Below are 14,655 nucleotides of genomic sequence, written 5' to 3'. Positions count from 1 at the left end.
CACAAACGGGGCGAGATGACCCCGACGAGCGAGGCAGACATGGCATCACCCGAGCGGTTCGCGAACCTGCCGGAATACGCGTTTCCGCGCCTGCGGAAGCTTCTTGCGGGCATCGAGCCGGGGGGCGACCCCGTTATCATGACCATCGGCGAGCCGCGCCACGCCTTTCCCGAATGGGTGCCCGAGGTGATGGACGCGTCCGTTGGCGAGTTGGCGAAGTACCCGCCGAACGAGGGCACGCCGCAACTGCTGGCTGCGATTTCTGGCTGGCTTTCAACGCGTTACGGGATTGACGTCCCCCCGTCGCAGATCACAGCGCTGAACGGCTCGCGCGAGGGGCTTTTCAACGCAGCGCTCGCTCTTTGCCCGCAGGAAAAGGCGGGGGCGCAGCCTGCGATCCTGATCCCGAACCCATTCTATCAGGTCTATGCCGTCGCCGCCGCCGCGGTCGGCGCCGAGGCGGTGTTCGTTCCGGCCTCGGCCCACACCGACGACCAGCCCGATTACGCCGGCCTGCCGCCCGAATTGCTGGCGCGCACGGCGATCGCTTACATCTGCTCGCCGGCCAACCCGCAAGGCTCGATCGCGTCCGAGGGGTATCTGCAGACGCTGATCGAGTTGGCGGAAAAGCATGATTTCCTCGTCTTTGCCGATGAGTGCTATTCCGAGATCTGGCGCGATGCGCCGCCTCCGGGCGCGTTGGCGGTTGCGCATCGCATGGGGCTGCCGCACCGCGTCGTGATGTTCAACTCGCTCTCCAAGCGCTCGAACCTGCCGGGCCTTCGCTCTGGTTTCGCGGCGGGTGGACCGGATCAGATCGCCCGCCTGCGGGTGCTACGCAGCTATTCGGGCGCGCCGGTCGCCCTGCCGTTGCAGCGCGTGTCCGAGCGTGCGTGGTCGGACGAGGAGCACGTCACCGCCAACCGCGCCCTCTACCAGGACAAATACGCCATCGCCGACCGCATCCTTGGCAACGTGCCTGGCTATCGCTCGCCCGCCGGCGGATTCTTCCTGTGGCTGCCGGTGCCCGAGGCGCTGGGCGATGGCGAGGCCGCGGCCGTCCATTTGTGGCGCAACGCCGGCATCCAGGTCCTGCCAGGAGCTTACCTCTCGCGCGACACCGAGACGGGCAATCCGGGCGACGGCTATATCCGCGTGGCACTCGTCGATGACGCGCCGACGACCGAGGCTGCCCTGACGCGGCTGCGCGACACGCTCTACGGGGCGAGGGGGTAAGATGGCCAGCTGGCAAGCGAAACACCGCGATCCGCTGTTCGACCAGAACACCCAGGCCGCGCTGGAGCGCCGGGGCAAGGAACTGGTCGGTGCGGTGCTGATCACGCTGGGCATCGCGGTTGCGATGATGCTCGCCAGCTTTTCGCCGGATGATCCCGGCTTTCTGGCGGCGACCGACCAGCCTGCCGCGAACTGGCTGGGCGGGATCGGTGCCTATGTTGCCTCGGCCCTGCTGATGATCGCTGGCAAGGGCGCCTGGGCCCTGGTCGCGGGCGGCCTCGTCTGGGGTTTACGACTGATGACGCACCGGGGCGAGGACCGCGTCATGCGCGCGATCTTCCTGCCGATTCTGGTGGCGCTTGTCTCGGTCTGGGCGACCGCGATGACGCCACCCACGGGCTGGACGCCCAATTACGGCCTCGGCGGCCATTTCGGCGACATGGTCACCGGCGCGATCCTGAACATGCTGCCACTGCCGGTCGCCATCGGCATCCGGTTTCTCGAAGCCGGCGTCGCGATCGCGACACTGGTGTTCGGCGCCTTCGTTCTGGGCTTTGACCGACGCGAGTTGCTGTCCGTCGGCCGTTTCCTGGCCGCCGGCCTCGCCACGGCCTATGCCATGGCGATGACCGTATTCGGCCGCGGCGCCGTCGCCTCGGTCGCCGCGGCGCGCGGGGTGCAGGCCAAGGCCGCCGCCCGCCGCACCCGCAAGATCGAGGGCGAGGTCTCGGGTGCCGCCCTCGCCGACGCGATGAGCGGCGATGCCCCACGGCGCGGGCTGCTGTCGCGGCTACGCCCCGCGGCACCGGTGCTGGAACCGGAGCTGGTCGAGGACGAGGTCGAATGGGACGGCACTGCGCCCGAGCCGGAAAGCATCCGCAGCAGCGTGCTGGCCGCCGTCACCGCGCGCCTTTCCCGGCCAAAGCCTGTGCGCGCCATCAGCAATACCGGCTCGGCCGGCGATTGGTCGGCCGATGATCTGGACGACACCGATGTGATCGTCCCGAACGGCCCGGCGGCCGCGCCTTTTGGCGAAGGGCGCAGCCGCGTGGTCGTCGCTCCCTCGCGTGCGCCAGCGCCCTCGCGCCAGGCGCGGGCCGAAGCGCAGCCGCAACTGCCCCTGTCGGCCCAGGACAGCCATTACGAACGTCCGCCCCTGTCGCTGCTGAGCGCGGCCGTCCCGAACGAGCGCTATCAGCTGAGCCAGGAAGCGCTGATGGAAAATGCCCGCATGCTGGAGGCGGTGCTGGACGACTATGGCGTCAAGGGACAGATCACCGAGGTGCGCCCCGGCCCGGTGGTGACGCTTTATGAGCTGGAGCCTGCGCCCGGCCTCAAGGCGAGCCGGGTCATCGGGCTGTCTGACGACATCGCCCGCAGCATGTCGGCCCTGTCGGCGCGCGTCAGCACCGTGCCGGGCCGGACCGTCATCGGCATCGAGTTGCCTAACGCCCGCCGCGAAAAGGTCGTGCTGCGCGAGATTTTGGCAGCGCGCGCTTATGGTGACGGGACCCAGCCGCTGCCGCTGGCACTGGGCAAGGACATCGGCGGCGAGCCGGTGGTCGCCAACCTCGCCAAGATGCCGCATCTGCTCATCGCCGGCACCACCGGCAGCGGCAAGTCGGTTGCCATCAACACCATGATCCTGTCACTGCTCTACAAGCTGACGCCCGAGGAATGCCGGCTGATCATGATCGACCCCAAGATGCTGGAGCTGTCAGTCTATGACGGCATCCCGCACCTGCTCTCTCCCGTTGTCACCGACCCTAAAAAGGCAGTTGTCGCCCTGAAATGGGTCGTGGGCGAGATGGAGGACCGCTATCGGCGCATGTCCAAGATGGGCGTGCGCAACATCGAGGGCTACAACGGCCGCGTTCGCGAGGCGCTCGCCAAGGGCGAGATGTTCCGCCGCACCGTCCAGACCGGCTTTGACGAGGATACCGGTGAGCCGGTGTTCCATACCGAAGAGTTCATGCCCGAGTCGGTGCCCTATATCGTCGTGATCGTCGACGAGATGGCCGACCTGATGATGGTCGCCGGCAAGGAGATCGAGGCCTGCATCCAGCGCCTGGCGCAGATGGCTCGGGCCAGCGGCATCCACCTGATCATGGCGACGCAGCGTCCCTCGGTCGATGTCATCACCGGCACCATCAAGGCGAACTTCCCGACCCGCATCAGCTTTCAGGTCACGTCAAAGATCGACAGCCGCACCATTCTGGGCGAGCAGGGGGCCGAGCAACTGCTGGGGCAGGGCGACATGCTCTACATGGCGGGCGGGTCCAAGATCACGCGCGTTCATGGCCCGTTCGTCAGCGACGAGGAGGTCGAGGAGATCGTCACCCACCTGAAGTCCTTCGGGCCGCCCAGCTATATGTCCGGCGTCGTCTCCGGTGGAGACAACGACAGCGAGGTCGATATTGACGCGGTCCTCGGGCTTGGCGGGGACGGCGGCGACGATCAGCTTTACGATCAGGCGGTGGCGATCGTTGCCAAGGACCGCAAATGTTCGACCAGCTACATCCAGCGCAAGCTGGCAATCGGCTACAACAAGGCCGCGCGACTGGTCGAGCAGATGGAAGAGCAGGGTGTGGTGTCAACGGCGAACCATGTCGGCAAGCGCGAAGTCCTGGTGCCGGAGGTCTGATGTCAGGGCAGCCCGACGACAAGGACGCAGCCGTCGAAGCGGCGGCGACGGATGATGCTTCGGCCGCGGGCGTAGCGGTGCCCGATGGTGCTGAGGGTCCCGTCGCCGTGGTCGATGTCGAGAAGGCAGCCGACGCGCCTGCACCGGTGCCGGAGGCCGCGCCGGTCTTCTGTCCCCTTCCCATCTGGAACCTGCACCCGCTGAACGCGCGCCTTGGGCTGACAGCTATTCTGTCCGACCTGCGCGTGGCCGCGCGCGAGGCGGTTGCGCTCGCCTCGGCAGTCACCGCGGTGCCCGATTTCGACCTGATCGTCCGCGGCCAGCCTGGCGCGGGGATCGCCGAATGGGGCCTTGGCGGCTGCGCACCGATGCCGGGCGTCATCGAGATCACCATCGATCCGCCCCGCTACAATCGCGAGCGCTTTGTGCGCACCCTGATCCACGAGATCCACCACCTGATCCGCTGGGATGGTCCCGGGTATGGCCACAGCCTGGGCGAGGCCTTGGTAAGCGAGGGGCTGGCGGGGCATTTCGTCGTGCAGGTGCTGGGCGGCGCGCCAGATCCCTGGGACATGACCCCGCCCTCGCCGGGCCTGTCGCGGCGGGCGATGAATGGCTGGTCGCAGCGCGACCACGATCACGCGGCCTGGTTCTTTGGCAAGGGAACGATGCGCCGTTGGGCCGGCTACGGCCTCGGCCACCGCCTGATCGCCGCGCATCTCGAGCGGCATCCGGACGCCACCCCGGCCTCGCTGGCCTCCGCCCCGGTGGATAGGTTTCGCGAGGACATGCGGCGCCTTGCCCAGGCAGAGGACCGCGAGATGCCCGCGCCGCAGGCATAGGGGATCATCTGGGCCGAAGAACGGGCCGTTCGATCAAAGCCACTGACGCAGCGACCCTTAGTCCGAGTTCCGTCCCGACATGCGGCCGGCCTCGAACGCATCCTCGAAGGTGCGCAGGCCGGTCCGGGGGGACTGGACCAGCACGGCCATGTTGCCCGGCTTGTGCGCCCCCTGCAGCATCTTCATGTGCGCGGCGGGGATTTCGGCAAATGGGAACACTTCGCTCATGCAGGGATCAAGGCGCCGCTCCAGCATCAGCTTGTTCGCCGCGGCGGCCTGTTTCAGATGGGCGAAGTGGCTGCCCTGCAGGCGTTTCTGGTGCATCCACAGGTAGCGCACGTCAAAGGTGCAGTTGAACCCGGTGGTGCCGGCGCAAATCACCACCATCCCGCCCTTGCGGCAGACGAAGGTGCTGACCGGAAAGGTCGCCTCGCCGGGATGCTCGAACACGATGTCGACGTTCTCGCCCTTGCCGGTGATCGCCCAGATCGCGGCGCCAAAGCGGCGGACTTCGGCCAGCCAGGCGTGATATTCGGGCGTGTGCACCTGTGGCAACTGGCCCCAGCACGCGAACTCGCTGCGGTTGATGACGCCTTTGGCGCCGAGGCCCATGACGAAGTCGCGCTTGTCCTCATCGCTGATGACGCCAATGGCACTGGCGCCGGCGGCATTGATCAGCTGGATCGCCACCGACCCCAGGCCGCCCGACGCGCCCCAGACCAGCACCGTCTGGCCGGGTTTCAGCTCGTGCGGGTGGTGGCCGAAGAGCATGCGGTAGGCGGTGGCGAGTGTCAGCGTGTAGCAGGCGCTTTCTTCCCACGTCAGATGGCGCGGGCGGGGCAGCAACTGCTGCGCCTGAACGCGGGTGAACTGGGCAAAGCTGCCGTCCGGCGTCTCGTAGCCCCAGATCCGCTGGCTGGGGCTGAACATCGGATCGCCGCCGTTGCACTCCTCGTCGTCGCCGTCGTCCTGGTTGCAGTGGATCACCACTTCGTCGCCGACGCGCCAGCGGCTGACCTTGTCGCCGACCGCCCAGACGATCCCTGCGGCGTCGCTGCCGGCGATGTGCAGGGGCTGGCGGTGGATGTCGAACGGGCTGACCGGCTGGCCGAGCGCGGCCCAGACGCCATTATAATTGACCCCTGCGGCCATCACGAGGACGAGCACCTCGTAACTGTCAATCGTGGGCACATCGACGATCTCGGGCTGCATGGCGATGTCGGGCGCGCCGTGCTGGCCGGGGCGGATCACCCAAGCGTGCATCTGTTGCGGCACGTAGCCGAGGGGCGGCATCTCGCCAACCGCATAGAGGCGCTTTTCCGCCGCGTCGTAGGGGGCAATGGACGAGCGGTGGTCGGGCACCAGGCCGGCTCCTCATGCGGGGGGCGTCGCGTCACCCGACTAGCCGCGGGGACAGGGTGATGCAACTGCCGTGACTGGGCCGCCTTGGCCTCAGGCCAGTTGGCCCGGGCCGCGCCCCTGTCTGGGTCCTTGGGCCGGTTGGTGCCGCAACTCCAGCCTTGGCGCCGGTACCGGCGTGGCGCCGCGGACGCGCACTGGGAGGGCAGTGCGCGATGGCCGCGCGTCCCACCGCGCCAGGACTTCGGCGATTACCCACAGGGCGGGGATGGTCCAGAGGTCAACCAGCAGGCGGGCCGCGGCCGCGGGGACGATTGCGTTCTGGCCGGCATCGCCCAGCACCGACAGCAGCACGCAAGCGACGAAGCTGACCAGGCCGCCGCGACCGATCGTCGCCAGGGCCCGGCCCGGACCGGTGCCGGCAAGCCAGCCGAACAGCCCCGCGAGGGGCGCGGCGACAAGCCAGGCCGCCGCCAGGATCGAAAGATAGCGCGCGCCGTCCATCGGCCATTTGTCGATCACGCCATGGACCGCGAACAGCGCATCGCGCAGCGGCTGCAGGGGTTGGCCAACTCGCCAGCCGATCAGCACCAGCGCGCCGAATATCAGGGTGCAGACGGCAAGCAGGGTCACCAGTGGCGCGATCGGCCGCAGCCGTGCCATCACCGCGGTGCGATAGACCCCGAGGGCGGCCCCGGTAAAGAACAACGCCTGCCAGCCGAACGGGTTGAACAGCAGCCCGCGCGCGCCCGGGCGTTCGTTCGGCAGCAGGTTGTTCAGCGGCACGGCATACCACCAGACTGCAAACAGCACCGCCGCCGTCAGCAGCGGCCAGCGCATGATCCCGGGCAGGACAAGCGGCACAAAGGCGAGCACCAGCGCATAGAGGGCAAGCACGTCCAGCAGGTTCGGCTGCATCCACAGGCTGCCTACTGCCAGCAGGTACTGTAGCGGTTGCGTCGCCAGCATCTCGGCATAGCCGTTCCAGACGGCAGTGTGCGTCAGGTCAAGCGCCTGCAGGCCCAGCGACAGCAGCGCCATCAGGACCGCGGCGACCATCATGGCGCGCCAGACCTGAAAGGCGCGAATCGCGAAACGGCGCTGCGCGGCGCCGGTGCCGTCCCGCGCCGCGACCTGGCGCCAGACCAGGCCGACCAGAAAGCCCGAGAGCAGGACGAAAAGCTCTGCCGCGTCAAACAGGAAAAAGTTCGAAATGGTGGCGTTGCGCGCCACGCCGATCGGCATGTGGTCGAGCATGATGCAGACCAGCGCAAAGCCGCGCAGCATGTCGAGCGCGAGGATTCTCCCGCCCGCAGCGCCCACGGGACTGCCGGCCGAGACGGCGGGAATACCGTCATATGAGGGATCGGGCAGCGCCTGCCCGTTACCCCCGGGCAACGATCCTCGGTCCTGTCATCAGTCTGTCGTCCTTGTCCGATATGAAAGGCGCCCGGCGGGCCGGCGTGTGGACGAAATAGTGGCGGGGACGGTCAAGGTCCACCGACGCTGGACGAAACGTGAAAAACCCGCGGGCCTCCGCCTATTCCCGAGGGCGAACCACCCCTTCAGCTGCCTCCGAGCGAGCGTGACAGCCGGTCGCCCAACATCGCGACCGCGGCCAGCACGGGGTCCGGCATCGACAGGCAGGCAGGGGTGACCAGCCAAAGCGGAGCGGCCCATTCGTCACGCGGCGCCATCACCGTGCGCAACTGCGTGTTGAAGAGACGCGCCGCGATCGGCATGAACGCCGCGCAATGCCCCGAGCGGACGGCGGCGCGCTGCGCCGCCTCGTCATCCGAGCGGAGGATGAATCGCACCTCGGGCGCGTGCAGGGTCAGCCAATGCTCCCACGGGGCGTTATCGGACGCGTCGCGATGGACCAGCACGTGACCGGCGAGGTCGGCAGCCTCCTGCGCCTTGCCGAATTTCATGACGTAGCTCTCCGCAGCATAAAGCCCGACCCCCAGCAGTCCCAGCCGGCGCACCGAGATGCCGTCGGCCTGCGACGGCTCGGCCCCGGCGCGCAGGCTGAGCGCCAAGGGAGGCTTTGCCCCCGGCGAAGGCGCATGCAGGCACTGGATCGCGATCGCCGGGCGGTAGCGAAAGCCGATCGTGGGGTGGGCGATCGCGACCTCCATCAGCGCGGGCAGCAGAAAATCACTCAGCATCGGCACGGCATTGATCGCGACATCGTGCCGGCTGTCGTGATCGCAACTCATGCCGCACCCCTTTCCACAAGCCCCTTGCCTAGCGACTAAGCCTGAATATGCGGTTAATCCTGCCCGCCTTGACTCGCGAGGCGCAGAGGCGTAGGGGCAAGCGCAACTCCCGGAAGGTCAGCCTTCCGGTCCCCGCGCGGTCGGGGATCGCCCCCCGTCAGCGCGATGCGCCCACGGGGGCGTTCCTGCATTGCGCCCCGCCATTGCTTTCGCCCGCTGGAGGCCCCGATGTTCGAGAACCTGTCCGACCGCCTCGGCGGAGTGTTCGACCGCCTGACCAAGCAGGGCGCCCTGACCGAGGATGACGTGACCGCCGCGATGCGCGAGGTCCGCACTGCCCTGCTGGAGGCGGACGTCTCGCTGCCGGTGGCGCGCGATTTCGTCAAGCGCGTGACCGCCAAGGCGACCGGCAGCGCGGTGACCAAGTCGATCACCCCGGGCCAGCAGGTGGTCAAGATCGTTCATGACGAACTGATCCGCGTGCTGCAGGGCGAGGACGCGCCGGACTCGCTGCGCATCGACAACCCGCCCGCGCCGATCCTGATGGTTGGCTTGCAGGGCTCGGGCAAGACCACGACAACGGCAAAGCTGGCCAAACGCCTTAAGGACCGAGAGAAAAAGCGCGTGCTGATGGCCTCGCTCGACACCAACCGCCCTGCGGCGATGGAACAGCTGGCGATCCTCGGAACGCAGATCGGCGTCGATACGCTGCCGATCGTGCCGGGCGAAAGCGCGGTGCAGATTGCCCGCCGTGCCAGGACGCAGGCGTCCTTGGGCGGCTATGACGTGGTGATGCTGGACACCGCCGGCCGGCTGCACATCGACCAGGTCCTGATGGATGAGGTTCAGGCGGTCCGCGACATCGCCCAGCCGCGCGAGACGCTGCTGGTGGTCGACGGCCTGACCGGCCAGGACGCCGTGAACGTCGCGACCGAGTTCCAGGACAAGGTCGGCATCAGCGGCGTGGTCCTGACCCGGATGGACGGCGATGGCCGTGGCGGCGCGGCGCTGTCGATGCGGGCTGTCACCGGCAAGCCGATCCGCTTTGTCGGCCTTGGCGAAAAGATGGACGCCATCGAGCCGTTCGAGGCGAACCGCATCGCCGGCCGCATCCTCGGCATGGGCGATATCGTCAGCCTCGTCGAGAAAGCCCAGCAAACGCTTGAGGTCGAGCAGGCCGAGCGCATGATGAAGCGCTTTCAGAAGGGATTGTTCAACATGAACGACCTTCGCAGTCAGCTGGAACAGATGCAGAAGATGGGCGGCATGCAGTCGATCATGGGCATGATGCCCGGCATGGCAAAGATGGCCAAGCAGGCCGAGGCCGCCGGGATGGACGACAGTGCCGTGCGCCGCCAGATCGCGTTGATCAACTCGATGACCAAGCGCGAGCGGGCCAACCCCGACCTGCTGCAGGCCAGCCGCAAGAAGCGCATCGCCGCCGGCGCCGGTCTGGACGTGGCCGAGTTGAACAAGCTGCTGAAGATGCAGCGCCAGATGGCCGACACGATGAAAAAGCTGGGCGGCATGAAGGGCGGCCTGCTGCGCCAGGCGATGAAGGCGATGGGCGGCAAGGGGGGCGCCGGTCTGCCCGACCTAGGCGAGGTTGACCCCGCCAAGATGGCTGAAGCCAGCAAGCTGCTGCAGGACCCCAAGGGCCTTGGCGGTCAACTGGGCGGCCTGAACCTGCCGGGCGGGCTGAGCGGCCTGTTCCCGGGGCGCAAATGACGGCTGACGTCACCATCAAGGTGATCGTGCCGGTGGTCGAGACCGACCGCCTGATCCTGCGCGAGCCGCGCGAGAGCGATTTCGAGACGGTCGCCGCCTTTGCCGCCAGCGATCGCACCGCGTTCATTGGCGGCAAGCAGAACCGCTATGAGGCGTGGCGCGGGCACCTTGCCGGCATCGGCCACTGGATCGCGCGCGGCTATGGCTTCTGGATGGTCGAGGACAAGGCCAGCGGCAAGCCGGCCGGCCGCCTGGGCTTTATCTACCACGCCGGCTGGTCCGAGCCCGAACTGGGCTGGCACATCTATGACGGCTTTGAAGGTCGCGGATATGCCTTTGAGGGCGCCATGGCCGCGCGGCAAACGGGCGCGCGCCGGTTCGGCCTCGACGGCGTGATCTCGCATATCGACCATGCGAACCTGCGCTCGCGCAAACTGGCCGAGCGCATGGGCGCGACCATCGAGCGCGAGGCCGTGCTGCTGGAAACGCCTGTCCTGATCTATCGTCATCCGAAGGTGCTGGCATGATCGCCGATAACCCTACCACAGCCCGTGCCGCATCCCTGCTGGCCGAGCACCGCGCCAGCATCGACCGGCTGGACGCGATCCTGGTCTTTACCCTGGCCGAGCGGTTCAAGCACACGCAGGACGTCGGCCGTCTGAAGGCCGAACATGCACTCCCTCCCTCTGATCCGGGGCGCGAGGCGCATCAGATCGACCGGCTGCAGCGCCTCGCGCGTGAGGCTGATCTGGACCCGGATTTCGCTGCAAAATTCCTCAATTTCGTGATCTCGGAAGTCATCCGTCACCACGAGAACTTCCAGAAATAACGACGCCATACCAAGGAGATACCACTATGGCCATGAAGATCCGTCTCGCCCGTGGCGGCAGCAAGAAGCGCCCGCACTATGCCATCGTTGCGACCGACTCGCGCATGCCGCGCGATGGCCGCTTCCTGGAAAAGCTGGGCACCTACAACCCGCTGCTGCCGAAGGACAGCGAGGACCGCGTGCGCATGAACGTCGAGCGCGTGCAGCACTGGCTGGGCCAGGGCGCGCAGCCGACCGACCGCGTCGCGCGTTTTCTCGAGGCTGCTGGCGTCAAGGAAAAGACCGAGCGAAAGAACCTGAAAAAGGGCGAGCCGGGCAAGGCCGCCAAGGACCGCGCCACCAAGCGCGCCGAGCGTGAGGCCGCGGCCGCCGCTGCCGTTGCCGACACCAGCACCGCCGATGCGGATGCCGCTGCTGCTGCCGAAGAGCAGGCCAGCGTGGACGCGGTCGACACCGCGGCGGCGGACGCAGCCGAGGCCGCAAGCGAGTGATCCCGGCCGCCCCCCGGACCGGCGCCTGCGCCCGAAACGGGGGGCGCGCGCTGACGTCATCACGCTTGCAATCGGCGCGACGTCCCGCACCGGCGGGGCGGCGCATGTCTTCGCCTTCCGCGATTTGTCCCCGCCATGGCTGAGGCGGATCGCAAAGAAGCCCGCATCTGCGTCGGTGCCATCGCCGGCGCCTTTGGCGTACAGGGCGAGGTGCGGCTGAAAAGTTTTTGCGCGACCCCGTCCGATATCGCCAGCTATGGCCCGCTGACCAGCGAGGATGGCAGCCGCAGCTTTACCGTGCGCCTGACTCGTCCCGTGACGGGCGGTCTCGGGGCGCGGCTGTCGGGGATCAGCAACCGCGATCAGGCCGAGGCGGCCAAGGGTGTGACCCTGTGGGCAGATCGCGCGCGGCTGCCTTCGCTGCCCGATGACGAGTTTTACCACGCCGACCTGATCGGCCTGCTGGTCAGCGATCCTGGCGGGGCAGAGTTGGGCCGCGTGCGCGCCATTCACGACCACGGCGCGGGCGACATCATCGAGGTGGCAGGACCCAAGGGCGTTCTGCTGCTGCCGTTTACCCGCGCAGTCGTGCCGACGGTCGATCTGGCCGTGGGCCGCATCGTGGCAGACCCGCCCGAGAGCGACGAATGAGCCGCTTGGCGCAACTGCGCCCTGAGACGTGGCCGACGCCATGAGCGAACCTGACGGTGCAGGCCTGACCCGATCCCATGGCCGCCTGAATGCCCGCCCCAGCGCCCAACCGCGCGACCTGATGGCCGAGCCCGCGGGCGACCGCGGATGGATGGCCCAGATCGTCACCCTGTTCCCCGAGGCGTTTCCCGGCACGCTCGGCCTGTCGCTGACCGGCAAGGCTCTGGCCGAGGGGCTGTGGAGCCTGCGGACCATCGCGCTGCGCGAGCATGGCCTGGGGCGGCATCGCAATGTCGATGACACGCCGGCGGGCGGCGGCGCCGGGCTGGTGATCCGCCCCGACGTCCTCGACGCAGCGCTGGGCGAGGCCGCGCCGCATCTGCCAGTCATCTACATGTCGCCGCGCGGCGCGCCGCTGACCCAGGCCCGCGCCCGCGCGCTGGCCGAAGGGCCCGGCGTCACGCTGGTCTGCGGGCGTTTCGAGGGCGTGGACGAGCGCGTGCTGCAGGCCCGCGGCATCGAGGAGATCAGCATCGGCGATTACGTCCTGACCGGCGGCGAGCTAGCGGCGCAGGTCTTGATCGATGCGACCGTCCGCCTTATACCGCGCGTGCTGGGGAATCGCGATTCGCTGGCCGAGGAATCCTTTTCCGACGGTCTTCTCGAACATCCGCAGTATACGAAGCCTTCCGACTGGGACGGCCGCACGGTGCCCGAGGTTCTGCTCTCTGGCAATCACGCGGCCATTGCCCGTTGGCGGCAAGCCGAGGCCGAAAGGCTGACCAAGGAACGCCGCCCCGACCTGTGGCGGGCATACCAGGACCGCCATGCGGTTGGTATCGACCCGGCAAAGGACCGACAGCTCTCGGGCGCATCACACCAATCGCGGAACCACCGCGAGCAAGATGAAGGATGAACCCGCGATGAATCTGATCGCACAGCTGGAGGCCGAGCAGATCGATGCGCTCGGCAAGACCATTCCCGATTTCAAGGCCGGTGACACCGTGCGCGTTGGCTACAAGGTGACCGAGGGCACTCGCACCCGCGTGCAGATGTACGAAGGCGTCTGCATCAGCCGCAAGGGCGGGGCCGGCATCGGCGCCAGCTTCACCGTGCGCAAGATCAGCTTTGGCGAGGGTGTCGAGCGGGTGTTCCCGCTGTATGCCACCAACATCGACAGTATCGAGGTTGTCCGCCGCGGCCGCGTTCGCCGCGCCAAGCTGTACTACCTGCGCGATCGCCGCGGCAAATCTGCCCGCATCGCCGAGGTTACCAACTACAAGCCCAAGACCGGCGCTGCCGGCGCCAAAGCCTGAGGGTCCAGCCATGCGCAGCGATATTCATCCCGAATACCACATGATCACCGTCAAGATGACCGACGGCACCACCTATCAGGTCCGCTCGACCTGGGGCAAAGAGGGCGACACCATGACCCTCGACATCGACCCGACGGTGCACCCGGCCTGGACTGGCGGCAACGCCAAGCTGATGGACTCCGGCGGGCGCGTGTCCAAGTTCAAGAACAAATACGCGGGCCTCGGCTTCTGAAGCCCGGCCCTTGGCAGATAGCAGCGCCGCCCCGATGGGGCGGCGCTTTTGGTTTGTGACTGAAGGACGGTATCTGCCGGGGACATGCGCGAAAGCCGCCCTCCGCTGATCACGCCGTCTGTCCACAGCTTTCGATATCGGGCGGCTTTCCCACACGCTTTCGTGCGTCTAGGGTCCCGCCGTCGCAGGGAGGTCCGTGGCGTGGCGCATATCATCGTCATCGGCAACGAAAAGGGTGGGTCGGGCAAGTCCACCACCTCAATGCATGTCGCGACTGCGCTGGCGCGGATGGGGCACCGGGTGGGCGCGCTGGACCTCGACGTGCGGCAGCGCAGCTTTGGCCGCTACCTGGAAAACCGCGCGGCCTTCTCCGCGCGCGAGGGGCTGGCCCTTCCCACCCCGCGCCTCGGCATCCTCGAGGCGCGCAGCACCGACGACACCGACCCCCTGTCGGCTGCCATGGCCGAGCTGGAGGGCGAGAGCGATTTCATCATCCTCGACTGTCCGGGCAGCCATACCCGGCTGAGCCAGATGGCGCATACGCTGGCCGACACGCTGGTCACGCCCATGAACGACAGCTTCATCGATTTCGACCTGCTGGCGCGGCTGAACCCGGACGGCAAGGTGCTGGGCCCGTCGATCTATGCGGAGATGGTCTGGACAGCGCGGCAGATGCGGGGGCAGGCCGGCGCGGGCCCGATCGACTGGATCGTGCTGCGCAACCGTCTCGGCACCACCGAGATGCACAACAAGCGTAAGGTCGGCGCGGCGCTGCAGAACCTGTCCAAGCGCATCGGCTTTCGCGTGGCGCCAGGCTTTGCCGAGCGGGTGATCTTTCGCGAATTGTTCCCGCGCGGCCTGACGCTGCTGGACCTCAAGGACGTTGGCACGGCGCAACTTTCGATGTCGAACATCGCCGCCCGGCAGGAATTGCGCGACCTGATTACCGCGCTGAACCTGCCCGGGGTCAAGGTCGCGTTCTGACCGACGCCTCGGCGGCGCACCCCCGGGCGGAACTTTAGCTAACTTCAAATGGTTGGCCTTCGGGTACCGGGCTTTGGATAGCCCGCGCTGGCGGCGCTCGGGAATCTGCTCCCCCGTGCCGATC

General features: G+C 67.7%; 15 protein-coding genes. 12 read left to right on the top strand and 3 right to left on the bottom strand.

Going from position 1 to position 14,655, the window contains the following annotated elements; genetic code table 11:
* The first annotated feature begins 39 nt into the window (after positions 1-39).
* Genes DRW48_RS03210 through DRW48_RS03200 form a run of 3 tightly spaced genes read left to right on the top strand, consistent with a single transcriptional unit; the run spans position 40 to position 4,722 of the window.
* Positions 40-1,236, top strand: a complete 1,197-nt coding sequence (locus DRW48_RS03210) for an aminotransferase class I/II-fold pyridoxal phosphate-dependent enzyme (RefSeq protein WP_114077331.1) — start codon at positions 40-42, stop codon at positions 1,234-1,236.
* Position 1,237: 1 nt separating this feature from the next.
* On the top strand, positions 1,238-3,880 hold the full coding sequence (locus tag DRW48_RS03205; protein ID WP_114075149.1) for a DNA translocase FtsK: 2,643 nt from the start codon (positions 1,238-1,240) through the stop codon (positions 3,878-3,880).
* A complete protein-coding gene (locus DRW48_RS03200; protein ID WP_114075148.1) occupies positions 3,880-4,722 on the top strand; it encodes a DUF2268 domain-containing putative Zn-dependent protease in 843 nt (280 codons plus the stop codon). Before DRW48_RS03205 ends, DRW48_RS03200 begins: the two co-directional genes overlap by 1 nt.
* A 57-nt stretch (positions 4,723-4,779) precedes the next feature.
* Here DRW48_RS03200 and ccrA read toward each other — a convergent pair whose 3' ends face one another.
* The 3 genes from ccrA to DRW48_RS03185 all read right to left on the bottom strand — a co-directional run bounded on the left by ccrA (position 4,780) and on the right by DRW48_RS03185 (position 8,300).
* Positions 4,780-6,084 carry a crotonyl-CoA carboxylase/reductase gene (gene ccrA / locus DRW48_RS03195; protein WP_422385745.1) on the bottom strand — a complete coding sequence of 435 codons (1,305 nt, stop codon included), beginning with the start codon at positions 6,082-6,084 and terminating at the stop codon, positions 4,780-4,782.
* A 90-nt stretch (positions 6,085-6,174) separates the two neighbouring features.
* Entirely contained in the window at positions 6,175-7,479 is a 1,305-nt protein-coding gene (gene opgC / locus DRW48_RS03190; RefSeq protein WP_241963357.1) for an OpgC domain-containing protein, read from the bottom strand.
* A 167-nt stretch (positions 7,480-7,646) separates the two neighbouring features.
* Complete coding sequence (locus DRW48_RS03185; RefSeq protein ID WP_114075145.1) at positions 7,647-8,300, bottom strand: LysR substrate-binding domain-containing protein; 654 nt, start codon at positions 8,298-8,300, stop codon at positions 7,647-7,649.
* Between the two features lie 228 nt (positions 8,301-8,528).
* On the opposite strand from DRW48_RS03185, the gene ffh reads away from it, so the two are divergent.
* The 9 genes from ffh to DRW48_RS03140 all read left to right on the top strand — a co-directional run bounded on the left by ffh (position 8,529) and on the right by DRW48_RS03140 (position 14,531).
* Positions 8,529-10,028, top strand: coding sequence for a signal recognition particle protein (ffh, locus tag DRW48_RS03180; RefSeq protein WP_114075144.1), 1,500 nt, complete (start codon positions 8,529-8,531; stop codon positions 10,026-10,028).
* Entirely contained in the window at positions 10,025-10,555 is a 531-nt protein-coding gene (locus tag DRW48_RS03175) for a GNAT family N-acetyltransferase (RefSeq protein WP_114075143.1), read from the top strand. The genes ffh and DRW48_RS03175 overlap by 4 nt, the downstream gene beginning before the upstream one ends.
* Positions 10,552-10,857, top strand: coding sequence for a chorismate mutase (locus DRW48_RS03170; RefSeq protein WP_114075142.1), 306 nt, complete (start codon positions 10,552-10,554; stop codon positions 10,855-10,857). The genes DRW48_RS03175 and DRW48_RS03170 overlap by 4 nt, the downstream gene beginning before the upstream one ends.
* A 26-nt stretch (positions 10,858-10,883) precedes the next feature.
* The gene (gene rpsP, locus DRW48_RS03165; protein WP_114075141.1) at positions 10,884-11,348 is read left to right on the top strand and encodes a 30S ribosomal protein S16; all 465 of its coding nucleotides are present in this window, start codon (positions 10,884-10,886) and stop codon (positions 11,346-11,348) included.
* A 135-nt stretch (positions 11,349-11,483) separates the two neighbouring features.
* Positions 11,484-11,999: a ribosome maturation factor RimM gene (gene rimM / locus DRW48_RS03160; protein ID WP_114075140.1), complete on the top strand. Its 516-nt coding sequence runs from the start codon at positions 11,484-11,486 to the stop codon at positions 11,997-11,999.
* A 40-nt stretch (positions 12,000-12,039) separates the two neighbouring features.
* Positions 12,040-12,915, top strand: coding sequence for a tRNA (guanosine(37)-N1)-methyltransferase TrmD (gene trmD / locus DRW48_RS03155; RefSeq protein WP_114077330.1), 876 nt, complete (start codon positions 12,040-12,042; stop codon positions 12,913-12,915).
* A 7-nt stretch (positions 12,916-12,922) separates the two neighbouring features.
* Positions 12,923-13,315: a 50S ribosomal protein L19 gene (rplS, locus tag DRW48_RS03150; RefSeq protein ID WP_114077329.1), complete on the top strand. Its 393-nt coding sequence runs from the start codon at positions 12,923-12,925 to the stop codon at positions 13,313-13,315.
* A gap of 10 nt (positions 13,316-13,325) precedes the next feature.
* Positions 13,326-13,547 carry a 50S ribosomal protein L31 gene (gene rpmE, locus DRW48_RS03145; protein ID WP_114075139.1) on the top strand — a complete coding sequence of 74 codons (222 nt, stop codon included), beginning with the start codon at positions 13,326-13,328 and terminating at the stop codon, positions 13,545-13,547.
* A 201-nt stretch (positions 13,548-13,748) separates the two neighbouring features.
* Complete coding sequence (locus DRW48_RS03140) at positions 13,749-14,531, top strand: division plane positioning ATPase MipZ (RefSeq protein ID WP_114075138.1); 783 nt, start codon at positions 13,749-13,751, stop codon at positions 14,529-14,531.
* Positions 14,532-14,655: the final 124 nt, after the last annotated feature.

Origin of the sequence: Paracoccus suum (genome assembly GCF_003324675.1) — a bacterium.
GTDB lineage: Bacteria > Pseudomonadota > Alphaproteobacteria > Rhodobacterales > Rhodobacteraceae > Paracoccus > Paracoccus suum.
This window is presented reverse-complemented; position numbering and strand designations above follow the sequence as displayed.